We start from the raw sequence: 22231 nt of genomic DNA on the forward strand, positions 1-22231 counted from the left end.
GCGGAGGGCTCAGCGGCACCGGGCTGGGGTGAATCGACGGGTGCGGGCACGTCATGGCTGGCCGCGCAGTTCCCCGCGCCCCTGAAGGGGCGCTGGGCCCGACGTGCCCCGACAGGGGCGCGGGGAACTGCGCGAACGGGCCCCACCGGGCCGCAGACGGACTTCCTTCAGGGGCGCGGGGAACTGCGCAAAAGGTGCCATCGGCCCGCGGCCGGGGACCGGCCCCTCAGGGGGCTACTTCTTCGCCGTCGCCCACGCGTGCTGGACCGTCAGGTCCGTCTTCAGTTCGGTCAGCTGGACCGCGACCGCGCTCGGCGCCGTACCCCCGCGCCCGTTGCGGGACGCCAGCGCGCCGGGAACGTCGAGCACCGTGCGGACCTCCGGCGTGAGATGCGCGCTGATCTTGGCGAACTGCTCGTCCGTCAGCTCGTCCAGCTCCTTGCCCTCCGCCTCCGCGGCCTTCACGCACTCGCCGGCCACCTCGTGCGCGACCCGGAAGGGCACGCCCTGGCGGACCAGCCACTCCGCGATGTCGGTGGCGAGCGAGAAGCCGGCCGGGGCCAGCTCCTCCATCCGCTCGCGGTTCACCGTCAGGGTGGCGACCATGCCGGTGAAGGCGGGCAGCAGCACCTCCAGCTGGTCGCAGGAGTCGAAGACCGGCTCCTTGTCCTCCTGGAGGTCGCGGTTGTAGGCGAGCGGCAGCGCCTTCAGCGTGGCCATGAGCCCGGTGAGGTTGCCGATGAGCCGCCCGGACTTGCCGCGCGCCAGCTCCGCGATGTCCGGGTTCTTCTTCTGCGGCATGATCGAGGAGCCGGTGGAGAACGCGTCGTGCAGGGTCACGAAGGAGAACTCCTTCGTGTTCCAGATGATGATCTCCTCGGCGATCCGGGAGAGGTTCACCCCGATCATCGCGGTGACGAAGGCGAACTCGGCGACGAAGTCGCGCGACGCCGTGCCGTCGATGGAGTTGCCGACGCTGCCCCGCTCGAAGCCGAGGTCCGCGGCGACCGCCTCGGGGTCCAGGCCCAGCGAGGACCCGGCCAGCGCGCCGGAGCCGTAGGGCGACACGGCCGTGCGCTCGTCCCACTGCCGCAGCCGTTCGGCGTCCCGGGACAGGGACTGCACATGCGCGAGGACATGGTGGGCGAAGAGCACCGGCTGCGCGTGCTGGAGGTGGGTGCGGCCCGGCATCGCCACGTCGGGGTGGGCCTCGGCCTGGCCGATCAGCGCGTCCTGGAGCTCGGCGATCAGGCCGCCGATGATCCGGGCGTGGTCGCGCAGGTACATGCGGAACAGGGTGGCGATCTGGTCGTTGCGGGAGCGGCCGGCGCGCAGCTTGCCGCCGAGGTCGGGGCCGAGGCGCTCCAGCAGGCCGCGCTCCAGGGCGGTGTGCACGTCCTCGTCGGCGATGGTGCCCACGAAGGAGCCGTCGGCGACGTCCGCCTCCAGCCGGTCGAGGCCGGCGATCATCCGGGTCAGCTCGTCCTCGGTGAGCAGGCCCGCCTTGTGCAGCACGCGCGCGTGGGCGCGGGAGCCGGCGATGTCGTAGGGGGCGAGCCGCCAGTCGAAGTGGACGGACGCGGACAGCTTGGCCAGGGCCTCGGCGGGACCGTCGGCGAAACGGCCGCCCCAGAGCCGGACGTCACCGCTGTTGCTGCTCACTTGCGCTGCTCCTCGATGGTGTGGCTGCATCCTCGTCATGCATGAGTATGCAGGGTTATGCATGAATCGTCAATGCGGATCGGTCCGGAACGGCCGCCGAACCCGCGAGTCCGCCAACAGGCCCTTCCTCCAAGGTTTTTGAAGACCCTTTGAACAAGGGCAATCGCTTTCCCGTACTCCTCCCCGAACGCCAGGCGCCCCAGCGGTCACCGCACGTCACTTCTCGTCGTCCACTCCAGACCCTAGTGAGGCATTCGGCATGTCCAGGGCTCTTCCGAAGTACAACAAGCGCCGTGTGGCGATCATCGGCGGCGCCGCCGCGGCAGTGCTCTCGGGCGCGGTCATCGCGGGCTCCGCGCTCGCCGGGACGCCCGGCGACAGCAGCGGCACCCAGAACGCCCGCACCCTGGCCGACCCGGGCACCATCACCTGCCCGGACGTGAAGTCCCAGCTCCCCGCCGTGCCCGCCTCCGCGCAGGCCGAGGTCGACCGCAACCTCGCCCTCCTCGACACCCAGATCCAGGAGGCCAACACCCGCCTCCAGAACACCGTCGGACAAGGCGGGGAGAACTTCGTCCAGAACGCCATCCTCGGCCCGCTCAAGGACAAGCGCGTCTCCACCATCGACCGGATCGCCATCGCCATCGGCCGCCAGGGCACCAAGCCCACCGGCCTCGACTCCCTGGCCGCCTGCGCCCTGAACACGGGCGGCGCCGCGGCGTCCGGAGCCGCCTCGGCCACGCCCGGCGACACCGCCACCGCATCGGCCACGGCGAGCAGCGGCGCGGACACCGGCACCGGCGACACCGGGTCGGGCTCCGCCGACGCCAGCGATGTCGGCACCATCACCTGCCCGGACGTGAAGTCCCAGCTCCCCGCCGTGCCCGCCTCCGCGCAGGCCGAGGTCGACCGCAACCTCGCCCTCCTCGACACCCAGATCCAGGAGGCCAACACCCGCCTCCAGAACACCGTCGGACAAGGCGGGGAGAACTTCGTCCAGAACGCCATCCTCGGCCCGCTCAAGGACAAGCGCGTCTCCACCATCGACCGGATCGCCATCGCCATCGGCCGCCAGGGCACCAAGCCCACCGGCCTCGACTCCCTGGCCGCCTGCACGCTCACCAAGTGACGTGACAGGCAGCCGTGGCCGCCCCGCACGAGCGCCGGCCGGGGCGGCCACGGTGAACGCGGCCGCGGCGATGCCATGGTGGACACGGGCGCTGCCCCCGAGAGGCGGCCGCGCCCGGTCCCGCCCTCCCGTCGCCCCCTTGCCCCGTTCCCCCGACAACCCCTTAGACAGCCGAACGAATCGGCCGGATAATCGGTGGACATGGGAAAGACCTATGAACGCATCGACGGCAGGCTCCGGACGTTCATCGAGGCCCAGCCGGTCTTCTTCACCGCGACCGCCCCGCTGTCCGGAGACGGCACGGTCAACCTCTCCCCCAAGGGCCTCACCGGCTCCTTCGCGGTGCTGGACGAACTGACGGTGGCGTACCTCGACTTCGCCGGGTCCAACGCCGAGACCATCGCCCATCTGCGGGAGAACGGGCGGATCACCCTGATGTGGTGCGCCTTCCAGGGGCCGCCGAACATCGTGCGGGTGCACGGCCGGGGCGAGCCGGTCTTCCGCGACGATCCCCGCTTCCCCGGGCTGCTCGCCCGCTTCCCCGGCATCGACCCCACCCCGCACGGGCTGCGCGCGGTCATCGTCGTGACGGCCGACCTCATCCGCGACACCTGCGGCTACGCGGTCCCCTTCATGACCTACGACACCGACCGCGACCTGCACGCCAAGCGCTTCGCGCGCGAGGACGACGCCTCGCTGAACGACTACTTCCACAAGAAGGAGCACGTGGCGACCAGCCTGGACGGCCTACCCGGGCTGCCGTTGCCGCTGCCGCCCTCTACGGTCTGAGACATGCGCCCCGGTGTCGTCGCCGCCCTCGTGTCCGCGTCCCTCCTCGTGCTCGGCGCCGCCCCGCCCGCCGCGGGCGGCGCGCCGCGCGCGAAGCGGCCGACCGGTCCGGGGCCCGCGGCACTGGCCGACACCGGCGGCGGCACGCAGCTGATCCTCGCTCAGGCGCCGGGCACCGGCGCCACGTCCGGCACCCTCACCTGGTGGGACCTGACGGACGGGCGGTGGGTGCGGGCCGGTTCGGCACCGGCCCGGTTCGGCGCGCGGGGGCTCGTCGAGGGCGCCGCACGGGTGCAGGGCGGTTACACCACCCCGACCGGGCTGTACGACCTGCCGTACGCCTTCGGCATCGAGGCGGCGCCGCCGGGCACGAGGGTCGCCTACCGGCGCGTCCGGCAGGGCTCGTGGTGGTGCGAGGACACGCGGTCGGCGTCGTACAACCGGTGGAGCGAGCCGCTCGCGGCCGACTGCCGCGGGTCGGAGTCGGAGCGTCTGATCTCCTACGCCACCCAGTACGCGTACGGCCTCGTCATCGGGTTCAACTACCGCGAGCCGGTGCGGGGGCGCGGCGCGGGCATCTTCCTGCATGTGAACGGGCGGGGGGCGACGGCGGGGTGCGTGTCCGTGCCGCGGGACGCGATGCGTCGCCTCCTCGCCTGGACCGACCCGCGGCGCCGGCCGCACATCGCGATCGGCACGGCGAGCGGCGCGACGGCGCTGAGCCGCTATTGAGCTCCGCTGCAGTCACCCCGTCATCCCGCCTGCGGCACCGAAGTGGCCGTTCGCGCAGTTCCCCGCGCCCCTGAGGGGCGCTGAGCCCGACGTGCCCCGTCAGGGGCGCGGGGAACTGCGCGACTGGCCACGATGGGCCCGCAGGCGGACGACGCCGAGGTCCCTACCCGTCCGCCCCGCCCAGCGGCAGCCGTACCGTGAACGTCGTCGCGCCCGGGTTGCTCTCCAGGGAGACCGTGCCGCCGTGCGCCTCCGCCACCGCCGCGACGATCGCGAGGCCGAGGCCCGCGCCGCCGCCCGCGGCCTCGGTGCGGCGGCGGTCGGCGCGGGTGAAGCGCTCGAAGACGCCGGGCTGGACGTCCTCGGGCACGCCGGGGCCGTCGTCGCGGACCTGGAGGACGGCCCGGTCCCCGTCGGTGTCCAGCGAGACCGTGACCTTGGTGCCGGCCGGCGTGTGGAGCCGCGCGTTGGCGAGCAGGTTGGCGAGCACCTGGTGCAGGCGGTGGGCGTCGCCGGTGACGGTGACCGGCTCCTCCGCCAGCTCCAGCGCCCACCGGTGCCCGGGGCCCGCGGCCCGCGCGTCGGTGACCGCGTCGAGGACCAGGCGGGTCAGGTCGACCGGCTTCCGTTCCAGCGGGCGGCCCGCGTCCAGCCGCGCGAGGAGCAGCATCTCGTCGACCATCTCCCCCATCCGGGAGGACTCCGCGGTGATCCGCTCCAGGGCGCGGGTGACCTCCGGGGGCACCGGCCCGGGGTGCAGCAGGGCGAGTTCGGCGTGGCCGCGGACGGAGGCGACCGGGGTGCGCAGCTCGTGGCTGGCGTCGGCGGCGAAGCTGCGCAGCCGTTCCTCGCTGGCGTGACGCTTGGTGAGGGCGTCCTCGACATGGCCGAGCATCCGGTTGAAGGCGGCGGCCATCTGGCCGACCTCGCCGCGCGGGTCGGCCTCGGGGGCCCGGGAGGGCAGCGCGACCTCACCGCTGGCCAGGGGCAGTTCGCTGACCCGGGTGGCGGTCGCGGCGACGCGGTCGAGCGGGCGCAGCGACCAGCGCACCCAGAACGCGCCCGCGACGCCGGTGACGGCGAGCGCGAGCCCGAAGACGATCGCGGCCACCAGTTCCAGCCGGTGGACGCTCGCCTCCACGGGTTCCAGCGGCAGCCCGACGATCAGCACGTCGCCGTCCTGACCCTCGCTCGCCACCACCCGGTAGTCGCCGAGCGCGGACAGCTCGACAGTGTGCGCCCGCCCGTCGGTGGGGACGTCGGCGAGCTGTCGCTCGTCCGCGGCGGTCAGGTCGACGGCGAGGTCCGCGGTGAGGTCGCCGGAGCGGACGACTCCCTTGTTGGTGACGACGCCGTTGAGCAGCCGGGCGCCGAAGGTGCCGGTGGCCTGGCGCCGGGTGTCGCCGCGCTCGTCGCCGTCGTGGTCGTCGGGCAGCTGCCCGTTGTGCTCCAGGCTGGCGGGGAAGCGGGTGCCGACCTGGCTCACCTGTTCGTCGAGGCGCTGGGTGAGGAAGCCGTTGAGCGAGAACACCGCGGCGAGGCCCACGGCGGCGCAGCTGACCGCGAGCAGCACCACGAGACCGGCGGTGAGGCGGGCCCGCAGGGTGCGCGGCCGGGGCAGCCGCCGGAGCGCGCGGGCCGCCCGGCGCGGCAGGGCCCGTGCCCCGGAGCCCGCCCCGGCCGGCCGCGCGGGGGTCATCGCTGCACCGGTTTCAGCACGTAGCCCGCCCCGCGCACGGTGTGGATCATGGGTTCGCGGCCGGCGTCGACCTTCTTGCGCAGGTAGGAGATGTACAGCTCGACCACGTGGGCCTGGCCGCCGAAGTCGTAGGACCAGACCCGGTCGAGTATCTGGGCCTTGCTGAGCACGCGGCGCGGGTTGCGCATCAGGAAGCGCAGCAGCTCGAACTCGGTCGGGGACAGCTCGATCAGCTCCCCGCCGCGGGTGACCTCGCGGGCCTCCTCGTCCATGACGAGGTCGCCGACGGTCATCCGCGGACCTTCCTCCTGCTGCCGGGCCATGCCCGCGCGGCGCAGCAGTCCGCGCAGCCGGGCGACGACCTCCTCCAGGCTGAAGGGCTTGGTGACGTAGTCGTCGCCACCCGCGGTGATCCCGGCGATCCGGTCCTCCACCGCGTCGCGCGCGGTGAGGAAGAGGACGCACACGTCCGGCTTGACGGTGTGCAGGGTGCGCAGCACGGCGAAGCCGTCGGTGTCGGGGAGCATCACGTCGAGGACGACCGCGTCGGGCAGCAGCTCGCGGGCCTCGGCGACCGCGGAGGCGCCGTCGCCCGCCGAGCGGACCTGCCAGCCCTCGTAGCGCAGCGCGCCGGAGAGGACCTCGGCGAGGTCGGGGTCGTCGTCGACGACGAGGACGCGCAACGGCGAGCCGTCGGGGCGGGTGAGGGCCGGGCGGCCGGAGCGGGTGGTGTTCATCTCCTTACCAGCATCACCCCAAAGCGGCCGCCGGAACGCCGTGGGGCCTCTGAGTTTCCTCTGAGTCCGCTGCGCGGGACCGCTGCTCAGAGAGCTCTCAGAGGTTTCCGCTACACAGTTGGGTGGAGGACGAAGGAAGGAACCGATCATGACCGCCGTGTACGAACGGACGACGGCACCGCCGGTGGCCCCGCCGCCGCGCGCCTCGTCGCCCGCGGGCGTGCTGCTCGCCCTGCTGTGGGCCGGTGCGGCGGCCGTGGTCGCCCTGTGGTGGGCGGACACCGGCTCCGTGGTCGGTGCCGCCGGCTGGCTGACCGGCGCGGGCCGGATCGCCGGGCTGCTGTGCGGGTACTCCTGCGCGGTGCTGGTCGCGCTGATGGCCCGGGTGCCGCTGCTGGAGCGCGGGATCGGCTCGGACCGGGTGGCGCGCTGGCACGCGATGGCGGGCCGGTACACGATCTGTCTGCTGCTCGCGCACATCGTGCTGATCCTGCTCGGTTACGCCGCCCAGGACCACGCCTCGCTCTGGCACGAGACCACGTCCGTCGTCCTCGACTACCCGGACATGCTGAAGGCGACCGCCGGCACGGTGATCATGTTCGCGGTCGGCATCACCTCGGTGCGGGCCGTGCGCCGCCGCACCAGCTACGAGTTCTGGTACTACGTCCACGTCCTGACCTACGCCGCCGTCTTCCTGGTCTTCTGGCACCAGCTGGCGCTGGGCAACGACTTCAACGGACACCCGGTGGCGACCGCCGCCTGGTACGTCCTGTACGGCGGCGCCGCGGCCCTGGTGCTGTGGTTCCGGGTCCTCGCCCCGGTGCGGCTGAACCGGCGTCACCGGCTGCGGGTGGAGTCGGTGCACCGGGAGTCCCCCGGCGTGTACTCGGTCGTGATGCGCGGCCGGCGGCTGGACGAGATGGGCGCGGAGGCCGGGCAGTTCTTCCGCTGGCGGTTCCTCGGCGAGGGGCTCGGCTGGACGTCGACGCCGTACTCGCTGTCCGCGCCGCCCCGCCGGGACCTGCTGCGGATCACGGTCAAGGCGCTCGGCGACCACAGCGCGGCGCTGCCGCTGCTGCGTCCGGGCACCCGGGTGTGGGCGGAGGGCCCCTACGGCGCGATGACCGCGCGGCGCGGCACGTCCGGCAAGTCCCTGCTGATCGGCGCGGGGGTCGGCATCACCCCGCTGCGGGCGCTGTTCGAGACCCTGCCGGGCGATGTCACCCTGCTCTACCGGGCGCGCACCGCCGAGGATCTCGCGCTCGGTGCGGAGCTGGACGCGGTGGCGCGCTGGCGCGGCGCACGGGTGCTGTACGCGCTCAACGGCCCGCACGGCGAGCGCCCGGACCTGTCCGCCGCGGCGCTGCGCTCCGCCGTACCCGATCTGGCCGGGCGCGACGTGTACATCTGCGGCCCGCACGCCTTCGCCCAGGCCCTGTACCGGCAGCTGCACACCGCCGGCGTCCCGGACGGCCGGATCCACCACGAATCGTTCGAGCTGTGAGCATCCCGGAAGTTGTGAGGCCGTCGTGCACTCTCTGAAGAAGAACCGCCCGCTGCGCCGGATCGTGCTGGCGAGCGCGGCCACCGTGTCCGGGTTCGTGCTGCTGCTGTCCCTGAAGCCGCACTCCAGCGAGGGCATAGCCGTGGGGTCGAGCGCTCCCGCGCCGGCTAGCACCTCGGCCGCCTCGCCCGCGCCGTCGGGCGGTTCGTCCTCCTCATCGGGGTCGTCGAGCAGCGGCAGCAAGACCGTCACCGGCGACTCGGTCGACACCCGCTGGGGCCCCGTCCAGGTGCGGATCACGGTCAAGAGCGGCAAGCTCACCGATGTGACCGCGGTCGTGTATCCGACGGAGAACCCGCGCGATCAGGAGATCAACGCCTACGCCATTCCGGAGCTGCGGCGCGAGGCGCTCTCGGCCCAGAGCGCGGACATCACCTCGGTCTCCGGGGCGACGTACACGAGCGACGGCTACAAGCAGTCCCTCCAGTCCGCACTCGACTCGGCAGGCTTCTGAACACTCGGGAGTTTCGGCACGTATCTGTGGGCCAAGGGTCAAGTCCCCACGGAGGAACCGTGACCACCACGATCGCAGGCGGACGTGCCGCCCGCCGCCAGACGATGCGCCGCATCCGCCCGCGCCGCTCCCCGGCCGTCCCGCTGCTGCTCGCCGTCTGGGCGGGCGCGGCGGCCGTGCTGTGGCTGTGGTGGCACAACACACCGTCCATCGCCGACACCGACGGGAAGATCCTCAACGCGGGCCGGATCACCGGACTGCTGGCGGGCTATCTGATGGCGCTGGTCGTCCTGCAGATGGCCCGGGTGCCCGCCCTCGAGCGGCGGGTCGGCTCGGACCGCGTCGCCCGCTGGCACGCGATGAGCGGCCGCTACACGCTCAGCCTGGTCTTCGCGCACGTCTTCCTCATCATGTGGGGATACGCGCTCCAGGCCGGCAAGTCGCTCGGCGACATCGTCCAGCAGACGATCGACTCCATCAACCAGCTGCCGGACATGGGCAAGGCGGCCATCGGCACCGGCCTGTTCGTGCTGATCGGCCTGTCGTCCATCGGCGCGGTGCGCCGCCGGATGCCGTACGACACGTGGTACCACGTGCACCTGATGACGTACGGCGCGGTGTTCCTGACGTTCTGGCACCAGATCACCACCGGCAACGACTTCGCCCTCGAACCGATCGCGAAGACCTTCTGGTACGGCCTCTACGGCGCCGTCACCGCCCTGGTCGTCTGGTACCGCATCCTCACCCCGATCCGGCTGAACATGCGTCACCGGATGCGTGTCGAGGCGGTCATCGAGGAGACGCCGGGCATCGTGTCGGTGCTGATCGGCGGGCGCAAGCTGCACCGGATGGGCGCGGAGGCCGGGCAGTTCTTCCGCTGGCGGTTCCTGGCCCCCGGGATGCGCTTCAGCTCGCACCCCTACTCGCTGTCCGCGGCGCCCCGCCCGGACATGCTGCGGATCACCGTCAAGGCGATCGGCGACCACAGCGCCCGGCTGCGCGAGCTGCGCCCCGGCACGCGGGTGTGGGCCGAGGGCCCCTACGGCGCGATGACCGCCTCGCGGCGCAGCCGCGGCAAGGTGCTGCTGGTCGCCGGCGGCGTCGGCATCACCCCGATGCGGGCGCTGTTCGAGACGCTGCCCGGCGCGGCCGGCGATCTGACCCTGCTCTACCGGGCCAACACCACGCAGGACCTGGCGCTGTGGGACGAGCTGGCCGCCATCGCCAAGGAGCGCGGGGCCCGGCTGATGTACGCGGTCAACAGCCCCGACGGCGAGCGCCCGGACATCTCCGCGGAGAGCCTGCGGCGCAAGATCCCCGACATAGAGCGGCACGACGTCTTCATGTGCGGGCCGAACGGGTTCGCCCAGGGGGTCTACGAGGCCCTGCGCGGCGCGGGGGTGCCCGCTCGCCGTATCCACCACGAGTCGTTCGAGATGTGAGCGACGGGCGGGCGCCCGGGTCCCTGACTTCGGGGGCCCCGGCGCGGCACACCGGACCATCCGCACCACACGGGAAACCAGGAGCTCACAAGCGATGAGGAAGAGCCACCCCATACGGCGCGTCGTGCTGGCCACCGCCGCCACCGTCTCCGGTGTCGTGCTGCTGCTGTCCTTGAAGCCGGCGTCCGACCCCACCTCCGCGGCCGCGGCCGGCGGGGCGGCGGCGCAGGCCTCCTCGGCGGCGCAGGACACGCCGCAGGGCGGCGCCGCGGCGGCCGGGAGCGGCACCTTCACCGGCGCCGTGGCCCAGACCGAGTACGGGCCGGTCCAGGTCCGCCTCACCGTCGCCGACGGCAAGATCACCAAGGCCGAGGCGGTGCAGGCACCCAAGGGCGGCACCAGCGACCAGAAGACGGCACTGTCCGTGCCCAAGCTCAACCAGGAGACGGTCACCGCGCAGAACGCGAAGATCGACTCGGTGTCGGGCGCGACGTACACCAGCAACGGCTACAAGCAGTCGCTCCAGTCCGCCCTGGACAAGATGAAGGCGAGCGCGGGTTCGGGCGCCTCGTCCGGCGGCTCGGCGTCCGCCTCCGCCTCGGCGTCCGCCGGGTCGGGAGCGGCCTCCGGTTCGGGGTCGGGGTCCACGGCCACGCAGGCCAGGACCGTCACCGGCAAGGTCTCCCAGACCGAGTACGGGCCGGTGCAGGTCCGCATCACCGTCTCCAACGGCAAGATCACCAAGGCCGACGCGGTACAGGCACCCAGCGGCGGGCTGAGCGACCAGAAGACCGCGCTCGCGGTGCCCAAGCTGAACCAGGAGGCGGTGGCCGCGGGAACGGCGAAGATCGACTCGGTCTCGGGCGCGACCTACACCAGCAACGGCTACAAGCAGTCGCTCCAGTCCGCGCTGGACCAGGCCGGTGGCTGACACGATGGCCGCGCAGGAGACGCCCGCCGTCGTACGGCACGCCGAGGAGGTCATGGGGACCGTCTTCTCCTTCGACGTGCGCGGCGGGGAGGGCGCGGTCGTACGGGCGGCGCTCACCGAGGCGGTCGCCTCCCTGCACCGGGTGAACGAGGTGTTCAGCACCTACCGCGAGAACAGCCAGGTCAGCCGCCTGGCGCGCGGCGAGCTGACGGTCGCGGAGTGCGACCCCGAGGTGGCCGAGGTCCTCGACCTGGCCGCCGAGGCCGAGCGGGTCAGCGACGGCTGGTTCAGCGCCCGCTACCAGGGCCGCACCGATCCGACCGGCATCGTCAAGGGCTGGGCGGCCGAGCGCGCGGCCCGGCTGATCGCGGCGGCCGGGGTGCACGGGGTCAGCGTCAACGGCGGCGGCGACGTGCAGATGATCGGCGCGCCCGAGCCGCTCAGGCCCTGGCGGGTGGGCGTGTCCGACCCGCTGCGCCCCGGCGGCCTGGCGGCGGTGGTCTCCTCGGCCGGGGCGGACGAACTGGCCGTGGCCACCTCGGGCACGGCGGAGCGCGGCGCGCACATCGTGGACCCGCGGACCGGGAAGTCGGCGGTGACCGACCTGGTGTCCGTGACGGTCATCGGGCCGCGCCTGACGTTCGTGGACTGCTGGGCCACGGCGGCGTTCGCGATGGGTTCCCGGGCGGGACTGGACTGGCTGGAGTCCCTGCCCGGGGTGGAAGGCCTGCTGATCACGGCAGGCGACGAGGTGCGGTGCACGGGCGGGCTGGCGTCCCGGCTGGGCTGACCAGGCGGCCCGGCGGCCATGCGGACGCCACCACCCGGACGCACCGGCGCCGACGACCGGGACGACTCCCGGTCCGCGACTGCGGGCAGCTTCTCCCGAGCTGCCCGCAGTCCGCATGTCGGCTTCGTACCGGGCGGGTCGGCGGCGCGACGCCGTGACATCCGCTTCCGGGCCGTGACACCCGCTTCCGGCGCGGTCGTTCAGTGCCCGTTCTGGGCCAGCCGCAGCAGGTGGTCGGCGAGCGCCTGCCCGCCGGTGGGGTCCCGGCTGATCAGCATCAGGGTGTCGTCTCCCGCGATCGTGCCCAGGATGTCCTGGAGTTCGGCCTGGTCGATCGCGGAGGCGAGGAACTGGGCCGCGCCGGGCGGGGTGCGCAGCACCACGAGGTTCGCGGACGCCTCGGCGGAGATCAGCAGCTCCTGCGAGAGCCGCCGCATCCGCTCCTCCTTCGCCGACTCCCCGAGCGGCGCGCGCGGGGTGCGGAACCCGCCCTCGCTCGGCACCGCGTAGATCAGGTCGCCGTCGTTGTTGCGGATCTTGACCGCGTTCAGCTCGTCGAGGTCCCGGGAGAGCGTCGCCTGGGTGACGCTCAGCCCGTCGTCGGCGAGCAGCTTCGCCAACTGGCTCTGCGAGCGCACGGGTTGCCGGTTGAGGATGTCCACGATCCGGCGGTGGCGGGCGGTACGGGTCTGCGGCACGGCGGGGCCGCCCGCCCCGCCGTCCGTCGTCCGCCCGTGGTCTGGCGCGTGGCTCATCGTCGTCTCATTCTCCGGATCGTCCGTCCCCGCTCGCTGCGTCGAGGATGCCGGGCAGCGCCCCGAGGAACGCCGCCACCTCGTCGTCGCCGAGGTTCAGCGGCGGCATCAGCCGTACGACGTCGGGGGCGGGCGCGTTCACCAGGAACCCGGCCTCCTGGGCCGCCTGTTGCACCCGGGGTGCCAGTGGCCCGGTGAGCACGATACCGAGGAGCAGTCCCGCGCCCCGGACGTGGTCGACCGCGGGGTGCCCGAGCGACTCGACGCCCTCCCACAGCCGGGCGCTCTGCCGCTTGGTGTTCTCCAGCAGGCCCTCGCCCGCGATGGTGTCGAGGACGGCGAGGCCGGCCGCGCAGGCGACGGGGTTGCCCCCGAAGGTGGTGCCGTGCTGACCGGGCTTCAGCAGCTCCGCGGCGCGCCCGAAGGCGACGGTCGCGCCGAGCGGGAGCCCGCCGCCGAGGCCCTTGGCGAGGGTGACCACGTCGGGCAGGACACCCTCGTGGGCCTGGTACTCGAACCAGTGGCCGGTACGGCCGACGCCGGTCTGCACCTCGTCGAGCACGAGCAGCGCGCCGGCCGCGGCGGTGATGGCGCGGGCCGCCTTCAGATAGCCGGGGGGCGGCACGACCACGCCGTTCTCGCCCTGGATCGGCTCGATGATCACCAGCGCGGTCTCCTCGGTGACCGCGGCGGCCAGGGCCTGCGCGTCGCCGTAGGGGACATGCGTGACGTCGCCGGGCAGCGGCAGGAACGGCTCCTGCTTGCCGGGCTGGCCGGTGAGGGCGAGGGCGCCCATCGTGCGGCCGTGGAAGCCGCCCTGGGTGGCGACCATGTGGCGGCGGCCGGTCAGCCGCCCGATCTTGAAGGCGCCCTCGTTGGCCTCCGCGCCGGAGTTGCAGAAGTAGACCTTGCCGTCCCGGCCGAACAGCTGGAGCAGCCGCTCGGCGAGGGCTACGGGCGGCTCGGCGATGAACAGGTTGGAGACATGGCCGAGGGACGCGATCTGGCGGCTGACGGCCTCGACGACCGCGGGGTGCGCGTGGCCGAGCGCGTTGACCGCGATGCCGCCGACGAAGTCGACGTACTCGTTGCCGTCGGCGTCCCACAGCCGGGCGCCCGCGCCGCGCGCGAGCGGCAGCCGCGGGGTGCCGTAGTTGTTCATGAGCGCGCCCTGCCAGCGGCCGGTCAGCTCCTCGTTGGCGGTCATGCGTCCTCCCCCTCCTGCCCGTCGGGCACGACCATCGTGCCGATTCCCTCGTCCGTGAAGATCTCCAGCAGGATGGAGTGCTGAACCCGGCCGTCGATGACGCGCGCGGTGTTCACGCCGTTGCGTACGGCGTGCAGGCAGCCCTCCATCTTCGGGACCATGCCGGCCGACAACTCCGGCAGCAGCTTCTCCAGTTGGGCGGCGGTCAGCCGGCTGATCACCTCGTCGGAGTGGGGCCAGTCCTCGTAGAGGCCCTCGACGTCGGTGAGGACCATGAGGGTCTCGGCCCCCAGTGCCGCAGCGAGTGCCGCAGCCGCCGTATCAGCATTGACGTTGTAGACATGTCCGTCGTCCTGGCTCCGGGCGATCGACGAGACGACCGGGATGCGGCCGTCGGCGAGCAGGGCCTCGATCGCCCCCGTGTCGATGGCGGTGATCTCGCCGACCCGCCCGATGTCGACCAACTCGCCGTCGATCTCGGGCTGGTGCTTGGTGGCGGTGATGGTGTGCGCGTCCTCGCCGGTCAGGCCGACGGCGAGCGGTCCGTGCTGGTTGAGCAGGCCGACCAGCTCCCGCTGCACCTGCCCGGCCAGCACCATCCGTACGACGTCCATGGCGTCCTCGGTGGTGACGCGCAGGCCCGCCTTGAACTCGCTGACGATGCCGTGCCGGTCGAGGGCGGCGCTGATCTGCGGGCCGCCGCCGTGCACGACGACCGGCTTGAGGCCGGCGTGCCGCAGGAAGACCACGTCCTGGGCGAACGCGGCCTTCAACTCCTCGTTCACCATGGCGTTTCCGCCGAACTTGATGACGACGGTCCTGCCGTGGTGGCGAGTCAGCCAGGGCAGCGCCTCGATGAGGATCTGGGCCTTGGGGAGCGCGGTGTGCTTGCGCGCGGGTGCGTTGCTCATGACGAGTACGCGCTGTTCTCGTGGACGTAGTCCGCGGTGAGGTCGTTGGTCCAGACGGTCGCCGTGGCGGAGCCGGCGGCCAGGTCGGCGACGATGTGCACCTCGCGGTAGCGCATGTCGACCAGGTCGCGGTCCTCGCCGACGCCGCCGTTCTTGCACACCCACACGCCGTTGATGGCGACGTTCAGCTGGTCCGGCTCGAAGGCGGCGGACGTGGTGCCGATGGCGGAGAGCACCCGGCCCCAGTTGGGGTCCTCGCCGTGGATGGCGCACTTGAGGAGGTTGTTGCGGGCGATCGAGCGGCCCACCTCCACGGCGTCGTCCTCGGTCGCCGCGTTCACGACCTCGATCCTGATGTCCTTGCTCGCGCCCTCGGCGTCCCGGATCAGCTGCTGGCCGAGGTCGTCGCAGACCTGCCGCACGGCCTCGGCGAACTCCGCCTCGTCCGGGGTGACTTCGGAGGCGCCGGAGGCGAGCAGCAGCACGGTGTCGTTGGTGGACATGCAGCCGTCGGAGTCGACCCGGTCGAAGGTGACCCGGGTGGCGGCGCGCAGCGCCCGGTCCAGGGCGTCGGCGGGCAGGTCGGCGTCGGTGGTGAGGACGACGAGCATGGTCGCGAGGCCCGGGGCGAGCATGCCCGCGCCCTTCGCCATGCCGCCGACGGTCCAGCCGGCGCCGGTCGCCACGGACGTCTTGTGGACGGTGTCGGTGGTCTTGATGGCGATGGCGGCCTTCTCGCCGCCGTGCTCGGAGAGTTGGGCGGCGGCCGTCTCCACACCCGGCAGCAGCTTGTCCATGGGCAGCAGCACGCCGATCAGGCCGGTCGAGCAGACGGCGACCTCGCCCGCGTTGTGGCCGTCGAGGACCTCGGCGACCTTCTCGGCGGTGGCGTGCGTGTCCTGGAAGCCCTTGGGGCCCGTACAGGCGTTGGCGCCACCGGAGTTGAGGATCACGGCGGAGACCTCGCCGCCCCTGAGGACCTGCTCGGACCAGAGCACCGGCGCGGCCTTCACGCGGTTGGAGGTGAAGACGCCCGCGGCGGCGCGGCTCGGCCCCTGGTTGACCACGAGGGCCAGGTCGGGGTTGCCGTTCTGCTTGATCCCGGCGGCGATGCCCGCCGCCGTGAATCCCTTGGCTGCCGTGACGCTCACGGTGCGACTCCGATCGTGGAAAGTCCGGTGGTCTCGTCGAGACCGAGCGCGATGTTCATGCTCTGGACGGCACCGCCCGCGGTGCCCTTGGTCAGGTTGTCGATGGCGCTGATCGCGATGATGCGGCCCGCCGCCGCGTCGTGGGCGACCTGGACCTGAACGGCGTTGGAACCGTGGACGGAGGAGGTCGCGGGCCACTGGCCCTCGGGCAGCAGGTGGACGAAGGGCTCGTCGGCGTACGCCTTCTCGTAGGCGGCGCGGACCGAGTCGGCCGTCACGCCCGCCACGGCCTTGGCGCTGCACGTGGCGAGGATGCCGCGGGGCATCGGGGCGAGCGTCGGCGTGAAGGACACCGAGATCCGCCGCCCGGCGGCCCCGCTGAGGTTCTGGATCATCTCGGGGGTGTGCCGGTGGCCGCCGCCGACGCCGTACGGCGACATCGAGCCCATGACCTCGCTGCCGAGCAGGTGCGCCTTGGGCGCCTTGCCCGCGCCGGAGGTGCCGGACGCGGCGACGATCACCGCCTCGTCCTCGGCGAGACCGGCCGCGTACGCCGGGAAGAGCGCGAGGGAGACGGCGGTGGGGTAGCAACCGGGCACCGCGACGCGCTTGGACCCCTCCAGCGCGGAGCGGGCACCCGGCAGTTCGGGCAGGCCGTAGGGCCAGGTGCCGGCGTGCGGGGAGCCGTAGAAGCGCTCCCAGTCGGCCGGGTCCCTCAGCCGGAAGTCGGCGCCCATGTCGACGACGAGGACGTCCGGGCCGAGCTGCTCGGCGACGGCGGCGGACTGCCCGTGGGGCAGCGCGAGGAACACGACGTCGTGGCCTGCCAGCGCCTCGGGGGTGGTCTCCAGGAGGACGCGGTCCGCCAGCGGCAGCAGGTGCGGCTGGAGCGCGCCGAGCCGCTGTCCGGCGTTGGAGTTGCCGGTCAGGGCCCCGATCTCGACCTCGGGGTGCGCCAGGAGCAGACGCAGCAGCTCTCCGCCCGCGTATCCGCTCGCCCCGGCCACTGCCGCGCGTACGACCATGGAAACCTCCTCCTTGAAGGCATGACTATACGTATCGCTGCACTTTTATGCAAGGTAAAGGTCCACTCCCTCCATCATCGGCGGGGTCCGCCCCGCGGGTCCACGGGAGCCGCCTTGCCTTGGAGCGCGCTCCAGCTCCTACGGTCGTCCCATGACCAACGGCAGGAACGACGCACAGTCCGGCGGGGCGGCAGGCACCACCCGTGAGGAGCGCTTCGCGCACGGCCTGGAGGTGCTGCGGAGCGTGGACGGGGAGGCCGGGCAGCGGGTCATCGACTCGCTCGCGGACATCAGCCCCGAGCTGGCGCACCAGATCGTCGCGTGGGGCTTCGGGGAGATCTACGCCCGGCCGGGCCTGGCACCCCGGGACCGGCAGCTGGTGACGCTCGGCATGCTCACCGCGCTGGGCGGCTGCGAGCCGCAGCTGGAGGTGCATGTCAACGCGGCCCTCAACGTGGGTCTCACACCGCAGCAGATCGTCGAGGCGCTGCTGCACTCGGCGGGCTACTGCGGCTTCCCCAAGGCGCTGAACGCGACCTTCGTGGCGAAGAGGGTGTTCGGGGAGCGCGGGCTGCTGCCGCTCGGGGAGGGGGTCGACGCGGAGGCCGGGGGCACCGCCACCGGGGAGTCGGTCGACGGGGAAGGGGACGGCGGGGCGTGACCGGCAGAGAGACCACCGGCGGGGGGTCGGTAGGCAAGGAGGCGGCCGCCGGGGACGCGGCGGCCCGGGACTAGGCTCCCGGGAGGAGCGGCCGAGGAAGGGGCGACGATGGGCGAGTGGTGGCCCGTGCCGGACGTACTGGCGCATCTGGCCGGGAGCTGGCGCGTGGAGCGCGCGGTGCGGGACCTCGCGGGCGGGGACGAGGGGCGCTTCGAGGGCGTCACCGTCTTCGCTCCGTTGCCCGAGGGCGGGCTGCTGCACACCGAGTCGGGCACGTTCACCTGGCGGGGCACGGCCCGGCCGGCCGAGCGGACCCTGCGCTTCCTGCCCGGCCCGACGCCCGGCACGGCCGACGTGCGGTTCGCCGACGGGCGGCCCTTCCACGACCTCGACCTCGGCTCGGGGCGCCACGTCGCCACCCACCCGTGCGCCGCCGACCTCTACCGGGGCGAGTTCACCGTCCGGGACGCCGACCACTGGCGCACGGTGTGGCGGGTCGGCGGCCCCGCGAAGGACCTCGTCCTGACGACGGACTACGCCCGCGCCGGCTGACCCGGGGCGCCGTCGAAGCGCAGGTTCCAGCGGCGGGCCTGGCCGGTCAGGGTCGTCGTGGACAGGGGCCGTACGTCGATGTTCCAGTACGTCGACGGCGGCGCCTTCAGCGCGTACACCAGGGCCGCGCGGATCACCGCCGGCTCGGCCACCGCGACCACGCGGCCGCCGTCCTCCACCGGCCGGGTGTCGAGCCAGCCGCCCACGCGGGAGATGAACTCCATCATCGACTCGCCGCCGTGCGGGCTGGAGCGCGGATCGGCGAGCCAGGCGTCCACCGCCTGCGGCTCCCGGGCCATCGCCTCCCCCAGGGTGAGGCCGCGCCACCGCCCCATCCCGCAGTCCCGCAGGGCGGGTTGCACCAGCGGGGTGTAGCCGAGGGCGTCCCCGGTGGCCCGGCTGCGCGGGGTGGGCGAGCAGAAGCGCAGATCGGCGGCCGCGAGCGGCAGCAGGACCGCCGCGACGCGCTGCACCTCGTCCCAGCCCCCCTGATCCAGCGGGCGGTCGTCCTCGAAGCGCTCGGCCAGCAGCGGGGAACTGCGCGCGGCGGCGACGAACGTGACGCGAAGCGACATGCCGTGATGCTGCGCCGCCCGGGAACGCTGGTCAAGAGCTGCCGGGTGGGCGTCACTGACCGTGCGCACGGACTCACCCGCAGGTCAGGACGGGTTCGGGCAACTCACTCGAAAAGGTGCACCATCCACTGACCAGGCTCGGCCAGTGGCGCGAAACCGACCTTTTCATAGACTCCGTGGGCGTCGTGCGTGGCGAGCAGGATCCGGCGCAGGCCGTACGGCCGCAGGTCCTCCCGCACGGCCGCGACCATCGCGGTGCCGACACCCTTGCCGCGCACGGACCGGTCCACGTACACGTCGCACAGCCAGGCGAAGGTGGCGCGATCGGTGATCACTCGGGCATAAGCCACCTGAGTACCTGAAATCGTCTCGTACACCCCGTAGTTCAGCGACCCGGCGACGGCCCGCTCGTGCTTCTCGCGGGGGCGGCCCTCGGCCCAGTAGGCGTCGGTGGACAGCCAGCGGTGCACCCGCTCGACGTCGACGCGGGCGGGGTCGGTGGAGAGTTCGTAGCCCTCGGGCAGGCCGGGCAGGCTCGGGGTGTCGGTCATGGCGCGATCCTCACAAGCCCGGCCGACGGCTGTCGAACGGATTCCGGGATGCGGGCGCCGCCCCGGGCGGGAGCGGGGCGGGCAGCACCTCGTCACAGGCCGCGCGCAGCCGTCGTACGCCCTCGGTGATCTCCTGTGCCCCCGCGACCGCCGCGAAGCTCAACCGGACGTGGGCGGCGGGGGGTTCGGCGCTGAAGTACGGCCGCCCCGGGGTGAGGGCGACCCCCGCGCGCAGGGCGGCGGCGGTCAGTGCGGCCTCGTCGGTGCCGTCCGGCAGCCGCAGCCACAGGTGGTAGCCGCCCGACGGCACGTGCGGCAGGGCGAGTTCGGGCAGCCGCAGCCGCAGCGCGGCCGTCATGGTGTCGCGGCGCGCCTTCAACTGCCCGGACAGCGTCCGCAGATGGCGGGTCCAGGCGGGCGAGCCGACGAGTTCGAGGGCCGCCTCCTGGAGCGGGCGCGGCACGAAGAAGGTGTCCACCACCTGGATGGCACGCAGGCGTTCGAGCACCGGGCCGCGGGCGACGAGGGCGCTGACCCGGAAGCTCGGCGAGGTGGCCTTGGTGAGCGAACCGACGTGCACCACCACGCCGTCGGGGTCGTCGGCGACGAGCGGCGGCGGCAGCGGGCCCGCGTCCTCGTGCACCAGGCGCCGTACGAAGTCGTCCTCCACGACGAAGGCGCCTGCGGCCCGCGCGATCCGCAGCACCTCGGGCCGCCGGGCGGGGCCGAGCACCGCGCCGGTCGGGTTCTGGAAGAGCGGCTGGCAGACGACGACCCGGGCCCCGCTCGCGCGGAACGCGGCGGCCAGCAGGTCAGGCCGTACGCCGTCCGCGTCGACCGGGACCGGCACCGGGCGCAGCCCGGCCGAGCGGGCGATGGCCAGCATCCCGGGATAGGTCGGGGACTCCACGAGAACCGGGGCGCCGGGCGGGGCGAGCGCGCGCAGGGCGGTGGTCAGGGCGGCCTGGCCGCCCGCGGTGACCAGCACCTCGGCGGCGGTGACGGTGTCGCCGAGGCCGCGCGCGAACCACTCCCGCAGCTCCGGCAGTCCCTCCAGGGGCGGCCGCCCCCAGGCGCCGGGGCGGCGGCCCGCGCGGGAGAGGGCGGCGGCCATGGCCCGTTCGGGCTGGAGCGAGGGGTGCAGATAGCCGCCGTTGAACTCGACGACGCCGGGCGGCGGGGCGGCCAGGGACACGGTGACCCCGGAGGCGTCGACCGTGCGGGGCACGAGGTCGCCGGCGGCGTCGGCGCTCAGCGCGACCTCCTGCCAGGAGGTGTCCCCGGCGGGCGGCGGGCCGGTACGGGGCTCCGCGCGGTAGGCGCCGGCGCCGGGCCGGGTGACGACCAGGCCCTCGGCGGCCAGCTGCGCGAGGGCGCGGGAGACCGTCACCGGGCTCACCCGGAACCGCTCGACCAGGGCGCGACTCGCCGGGAGCTTCTCACCGGGAGAGTAGCGGTTCAGCTCCTTGCGCAGCTCGTCCGCCAGCTCACCCACACTGCTACGCTGTTGCATGAGAGCACAGAGTAGCGCTACCGCACCGGCCTCGGTAGCGGTCACCGCCCCGGCGACCTCCCCGGGCGCCACGGCCTCCCCCGGCGGCGCCACGGCCGCCCCCGCCGGATACGGCACCCTGCAGGCCGTCCTCGGTGTCGTCGCCTTCTCCCTCACCTTCCCCGCCACCGCCTGGGGCCTGGAGGGCTTCGGTCCCTGGTCGCTGGTCGCGGTGCGCAGCGTGCTGGCGGCGCTGATCGCGGGCGGCTGCATCCTGGCGCTGCGCGTGACACTGCCCGCGCGCCGCCACTGGGCGGGCCTGGCCGTCGTCGCCGCAGGAGTGGTGATCGGGTTCCCGCTGCTGACCACGCTCGCCCTGCGGACGTCCACCACCTCCCACGCCGCCGTGGTGGTGGGGCTGCTGCCGCTGACCACGGCGGCGTTCTCCGCGCTGCGCACCGGCACCCGCCCGTCGCGCACCTTCTGGGCGGCGGCGCTCGCGGGCGCGGCGGCGGTCGTCGCCTTCACCGTGCAGCAGAGCGGCGGCGCGCTCACGGCGGCCGACGGCTTTCTCTTCGGGGCGCTGCTGGTGTGCGCGGCCGGGTACACCGAGGGCGGCCGGCTGGCCCGGGTGATGCCCGGCTGGCAGGTCATCGGCTGGGCGCTGGTGCTCTGCCTGCCGCTGACGCTGCCCGCGGCGGCGCTCGCCCTGACGCACGAGCCCGTGCATCCGACGGCGCACGCGGTGGCCGGGCTGCTGTGGGTCGCGGCGGGCTCGCAGTTCCTCGGCCTGGTCGTCTGGTACCGGGGCATGGCGGCCATCGGGATACCCAGGGCCAGCCAGTTGCAGTTGGCGCAGCCGCTGCTCACACTGGTGTGGTCGGTGCTGCTGCTGGGCGAGCACCTGACGGTGGCCGCTCCGCTGACCGCCGCCGCGGTGCTCGTGTGCATCGCCGTCACCCAACGAACTCGTTCGTGAGGAGGCCCCGCAGATGCACGCATCCGTGGGCGACCGTCTTGTCCAGCACGGCAGGGTGGTCGGCCAGCACGACCAGGTATCGGAAGTCGTCGAGGTGATGGGCACGGAGGGCAACCCGCCCTACCGGGTCCGGTTCGAGGACGGGCACGAGGCCGTGATGTCTCCCGGCCCCGACTGCGAGGTCCGCCACAGGGAGATGCGGCACTGAGACCCGCGCGGGGAGTGCACCGGTCCCGTTCACCGGCAGGCGCCCCGCCGACGAGAGCAGGGCGACGGCCGCGCACCGATCATCGGTGCGCGGCCGATCCGCCGTTCGGCCGTGCGCGGCCGATCCGCCGTTCGGCACGGCACCGGCGACCGATCGGTGATCCCGGTCGCGAGCGTGCTGTGGGATGTCCCACCCCGGTGATCGATCATCGATACTTGGGGGTAACGTGCACGGG

At 73.4% G+C, this 22231-nt stretch carries 23 protein-coding genes; 12 read left to right on the plus strand and 11 right to left on the minus strand.

Annotation, left to right across the window (positions count from 1 at the left end; all coding sequences use genetic code 11):
* Window positions 1-234: 234 nt before the first annotated feature.
* Window positions 235-1662, minus strand: coding sequence for an argininosuccinate lyase (argH, locus tag WN71_RS17250; protein ID WP_046584482.1), 1428 nt, complete (start codon window positions 1660-1662; stop codon window positions 235-237).
* A 259-nt stretch (window positions 1663-1921) separates the two neighbouring features.
* On the opposite strand from argH, the gene WN71_RS17255 reads away from it, so the two are divergent.
* From WN71_RS17255 to WN71_RS17265, 3 genes are all read left to right on the plus strand, one after another.
* On the plus strand, window positions 1922-2791 hold the full coding sequence (locus tag WN71_RS17255) for a hypothetical protein (RefSeq protein WP_206300093.1): 870 nt from the start codon (window positions 1922-1924) through the stop codon (window positions 2789-2791).
* A gap of 201 nt (window positions 2792-2992) precedes the next feature.
* Window positions 2993-3580: a pyridoxamine 5'-phosphate oxidase family protein gene (locus WN71_RS17260; RefSeq protein WP_046584483.1), complete on the plus strand. Its 588-nt coding sequence runs from the start codon at window positions 2993-2995 to the stop codon at window positions 3578-3580.
* Between the two features lie 3 nt (window positions 3581-3583).
* The gene (locus WN71_RS17265; RefSeq protein WP_046584484.1) at window positions 3584-4312 is read left to right on the plus strand and encodes a L,D-transpeptidase family protein; all 729 of its coding nucleotides are present in this window, start codon (window positions 3584-3586) and stop codon (window positions 4310-4312) included.
* A gap of 163 nt (window positions 4313-4475) precedes the next feature.
* On the opposite strand, the gene WN71_RS17270 is transcribed toward WN71_RS17265, so the two are convergent.
* Both WN71_RS17270 and WN71_RS17275 read right to left on the minus strand, forming a co-directional pair.
* Window positions 4476-6011, minus strand: coding sequence for a sensor histidine kinase (locus tag WN71_RS17270; protein ID WP_079177916.1), 1536 nt, complete (start codon window positions 6009-6011; stop codon window positions 4476-4478).
* Complete coding sequence (locus WN71_RS17275; RefSeq protein WP_046584485.1) at window positions 6008-6748, minus strand: response regulator transcription factor; 741 nt, start codon at window positions 6746-6748, stop codon at window positions 6008-6010. The genes WN71_RS17270 and WN71_RS17275 overlap by 4 nt, the downstream gene beginning before the upstream one ends.
* 148 nt (window positions 6749-6896) lie before the next feature.
* On the opposite strand from WN71_RS17275, the gene WN71_RS17280 reads away from it, so the two are divergent.
* From WN71_RS17280 to WN71_RS17300, 5 genes are all read left to right on the plus strand, one after another.
* Window positions 6897-8252: a ferredoxin reductase family protein gene (locus WN71_RS17280; RefSeq protein WP_046584486.1), complete on the plus strand. Its 1356-nt coding sequence runs from the start codon at window positions 6897-6899 to the stop codon at window positions 8250-8252.
* A 25-nt stretch (window positions 8253-8277) separates the two neighbouring features.
* Window positions 8278-8766: an FMN-binding protein gene (locus WN71_RS17285; RefSeq protein ID WP_046584487.1), complete on the plus strand. Its 489-nt coding sequence runs from the start codon at window positions 8278-8280 to the stop codon at window positions 8764-8766.
* Window positions 8767-8825: 59 nt separating this feature from the next.
* Complete coding sequence (locus WN71_RS17290; protein WP_046584488.1) at window positions 8826-10208, plus strand: ferredoxin reductase family protein; 1383 nt, start codon at window positions 8826-8828, stop codon at window positions 10206-10208.
* Window positions 10209-10302: 94 nt separating this feature from the next.
* On the plus strand, window positions 10303-11139 hold the full coding sequence (locus tag WN71_RS17295; RefSeq protein WP_206300094.1) for an FMN-binding protein: 837 nt from the start codon (window positions 10303-10305) through the stop codon (window positions 11137-11139).
* Window positions 11140-11143: 4 nt separating this feature from the next.
* Window positions 11144-11929, plus strand: a complete 786-nt coding sequence (locus WN71_RS17300; RefSeq protein ID WP_046584515.1) for an FAD:protein FMN transferase — start codon at window positions 11144-11146, stop codon at window positions 11927-11929.
* A gap of 200 nt (window positions 11930-12129) precedes the next feature.
* On the opposite strand, the gene WN71_RS17305 is transcribed toward WN71_RS17300, so the two are convergent.
* The 5 genes from WN71_RS17305 to argC are packed head-to-tail and all read right to left on the minus strand — an operon-like array spanning window position 12130 to window position 16978.
* The gene (locus WN71_RS17305) at window positions 12130-12684 is read right to left on the minus strand and encodes an arginine repressor (protein ID WP_046584489.1); all 555 of its coding nucleotides are present in this window, start codon (window positions 12682-12684) and stop codon (window positions 12130-12132) included.
* 7 nt (window positions 12685-12691) lie between these two features.
* Complete coding sequence (locus WN71_RS17310) at window positions 12692-13891, minus strand: acetylornithine transaminase (protein ID WP_046584490.1); 1200 nt, start codon at window positions 13889-13891, stop codon at window positions 12692-12694.
* Entirely contained in the window at window positions 13888-14802 is a 915-nt protein-coding gene (gene argB / locus WN71_RS17315; protein WP_046584491.1) for an acetylglutamate kinase, read from the minus strand. Before argB ends, WN71_RS17310 begins: the two co-directional genes overlap by 4 nt.
* Complete coding sequence (argJ, locus tag WN71_RS17320; protein WP_046584492.1) at window positions 14799-15953, minus strand: bifunctional glutamate N-acetyltransferase/amino-acid acetyltransferase ArgJ; 1155 nt, start codon at window positions 15951-15953, stop codon at window positions 14799-14801. The genes argB and argJ overlap by 4 nt, the downstream gene beginning before the upstream one ends.
* Window positions 15950-16978 carry an N-acetyl-gamma-glutamyl-phosphate reductase gene (gene argC, locus WN71_RS17325; protein ID WP_046584493.1) on the minus strand — a complete coding sequence of 343 codons (1029 nt, stop codon included), beginning with the start codon at window positions 16976-16978 and terminating at the stop codon, window positions 15950-15952. Before argC ends, argJ begins: the two co-directional genes overlap by 4 nt.
* Before the next feature lie 151 nt (window positions 16979-17129).
* On the opposite strand from argC, the gene WN71_RS17330 reads away from it, so the two are divergent.
* Together WN71_RS17330 and WN71_RS17335 are read left to right on the plus strand one after the other, a co-directional pair.
* Window positions 17130-17639: a carboxymuconolactone decarboxylase family protein gene (locus WN71_RS17330; protein WP_046584494.1), complete on the plus strand. Its 510-nt coding sequence runs from the start codon at window positions 17130-17132 to the stop codon at window positions 17637-17639.
* 108 nt (window positions 17640-17747) lie between these two features.
* Window positions 17748-18191, plus strand: a complete 444-nt coding sequence (locus WN71_RS17335; protein ID WP_046584495.1) for a DUF6314 family protein — start codon at window positions 17748-17750, stop codon at window positions 18189-18191.
* On the opposite strand, the gene WN71_RS17340 is transcribed toward WN71_RS17335, so the two are convergent.
* The 3 genes from WN71_RS17340 to WN71_RS17350 all read right to left on the minus strand — a co-directional run bounded on the left by WN71_RS17340 (window position 18173) and on the right by WN71_RS17350 (window position 20830).
* Complete coding sequence (locus tag WN71_RS17340; protein WP_046584496.1) at window positions 18173-18766, minus strand: histidine phosphatase family protein; 594 nt, start codon at window positions 18764-18766, stop codon at window positions 18173-18175. The genes WN71_RS17335 and WN71_RS17340 overlap by 19 nt on opposite strands.
* A gap of 104 nt (window positions 18767-18870) precedes the next feature.
* Window positions 18871-19317 (minus strand): GNAT family N-acetyltransferase, encoded by a 447-nt coding sequence (locus tag WN71_RS17345; RefSeq protein WP_046584497.1) that lies wholly within the window; start codon window positions 19315-19317, stop codon window positions 18871-18873.
* 10 nt (window positions 19318-19327) lie between these two features.
* Complete coding sequence (locus tag WN71_RS17350; protein WP_206300095.1) at window positions 19328-20830, minus strand: aminotransferase-like domain-containing protein; 1503 nt, start codon at window positions 20828-20830, stop codon at window positions 19328-19330.
* Between WN71_RS17350 and WN71_RS17355 the strand changes: the two genes are divergently transcribed.
* Complete coding sequence (locus WN71_RS17355) at window positions 20829-21788, plus strand: DMT family transporter (RefSeq protein WP_046584498.1); 960 nt, start codon at window positions 20829-20831, stop codon at window positions 21786-21788. The genes WN71_RS17350 and WN71_RS17355 overlap by 2 nt on opposite strands.
* A 13-nt stretch (window positions 21789-21801) precedes the next feature.
* Complete coding sequence (locus WN71_RS17360) at window positions 21802-21996, plus strand: DUF1918 domain-containing protein (RefSeq protein ID WP_046584499.1); 195 nt, start codon at window positions 21802-21804, stop codon at window positions 21994-21996.
* Window positions 21997-22231 lie beyond the last annotated feature (235 nt).

This window comes from Streptomyces mangrovisoli, from assembly GCF_000974985.2.
Classification (GTDB): Bacteria; Actinomycetota; Actinomycetes; order Streptomycetales; family Streptomycetaceae; genus Streptomyces; species Streptomyces mangrovisoli.

What these genes read in the sequence shown, in the direction of transcription:
- argB (WP_046584491.1), bottom strand. Translation starts at nt 14,802, where the DNA reads ATGAGCAACGCACCCGCGCGCAAGCACACCGCGCTCCCCAAGGCCCAG.
- WN71_RS17270 (WP_079177916.1), bottom strand. Translation starts at nt 6,011, where the DNA reads ATGACCCCCGCGCGGCCGGCCGGGGCGGGCTCCGGGGCACGGGCCCTG.
- WN71_RS17310 (WP_046584490.1), bottom strand. Translation starts at nt 13,891, where the DNA reads ATGACCGCCAACGAGGAGCTGACCGGCCGCTGGCAGGGCGCGCTCATG.
- WN71_RS17255 (WP_206300093.1), top strand. Translation starts at nt 1,922, where the DNA reads ATGTCCAGGGCTCTTCCGAAGTACAACAAGCGCCGTGTGGCGATCATC.
- WN71_RS17300 (WP_046584515.1), top strand. Translation starts at nt 11,144, where the DNA reads ATGGCCGCGCAGGAGACGCCCGCCGTCGTACGGCACGCCGAGGAGGTC.
- WN71_RS17330 (WP_046584494.1), top strand. Translation starts at nt 17,130, where the DNA reads ATGACCAACGGCAGGAACGACGCACAGTCCGGCGGGGCGGCAGGCACC.
- WN71_RS17355 (WP_046584498.1), top strand. Translation starts at nt 20,829, where the DNA reads ATGAGAGCACAGAGTAGCGCTACCGCACCGGCCTCGGTAGCGGTCACC.
- WN71_RS17335 (WP_046584495.1), top strand. Translation starts at nt 17,748, where the DNA reads ATGGGCGAGTGGTGGCCCGTGCCGGACGTACTGGCGCATCTGGCCGGG.
- WN71_RS17265 (WP_046584484.1), top strand. Translation starts at nt 3,584, where the DNA reads ATGCGCCCCGGTGTCGTCGCCGCCCTCGTGTCCGCGTCCCTCCTCGTG.
- WN71_RS17350 (WP_206300095.1), bottom strand. Translation starts at nt 20,830, where the DNA reads ATGCAACAGCGTAGCAGTGTGGGTGAGCTGGCGGACGAGCTGCGCAAG.
- WN71_RS17295 (WP_206300094.1), top strand. Translation starts at nt 10,303, where the DNA reads ATGAGGAAGAGCCACCCCATACGGCGCGTCGTGCTGGCCACCGCCGCC.
- WN71_RS17360 (WP_046584499.1), top strand. Translation starts at nt 21,802, where the DNA reads ATGCACGCATCCGTGGGCGACCGTCTTGTCCAGCACGGCAGGGTGGTC.
- WN71_RS17305 (WP_046584489.1), bottom strand. Translation starts at nt 12,684, where the DNA reads ATGAGCCACGCGCCAGACCACGGGCGGACGACGGACGGCGGGGCGGGC.
- WN71_RS17275 (WP_046584485.1), bottom strand. Translation starts at nt 6,748, where the DNA reads ATGAACACCACCCGCTCCGGCCGCCCGGCCCTCACCCGCCCCGACGGC.
- WN71_RS17280 (WP_046584486.1), top strand. Translation starts at nt 6,897, where the DNA reads ATGACCGCCGTGTACGAACGGACGACGGCACCGCCGGTGGCCCCGCCG.
- argC (WP_046584493.1), bottom strand. Translation starts at nt 16,978, where the DNA reads ATGGTCGTACGCGCGGCAGTGGCCGGGGCGAGCGGATACGCGGGCGGA.
- WN71_RS17340 (WP_046584496.1), bottom strand. Translation starts at nt 18,766, where the DNA reads ATGTCGCTTCGCGTCACGTTCGTCGCCGCCGCGCGCAGTTCCCCGCTG.
- WN71_RS17345 (WP_046584497.1), bottom strand. Translation starts at nt 19,317, where the DNA reads ATGACCGACACCCCGAGCCTGCCCGGCCTGCCCGAGGGCTACGAACTC.
- WN71_RS17260 (WP_046584483.1), top strand. Translation starts at nt 2,993, where the DNA reads ATGGGAAAGACCTATGAACGCATCGACGGCAGGCTCCGGACGTTCATC.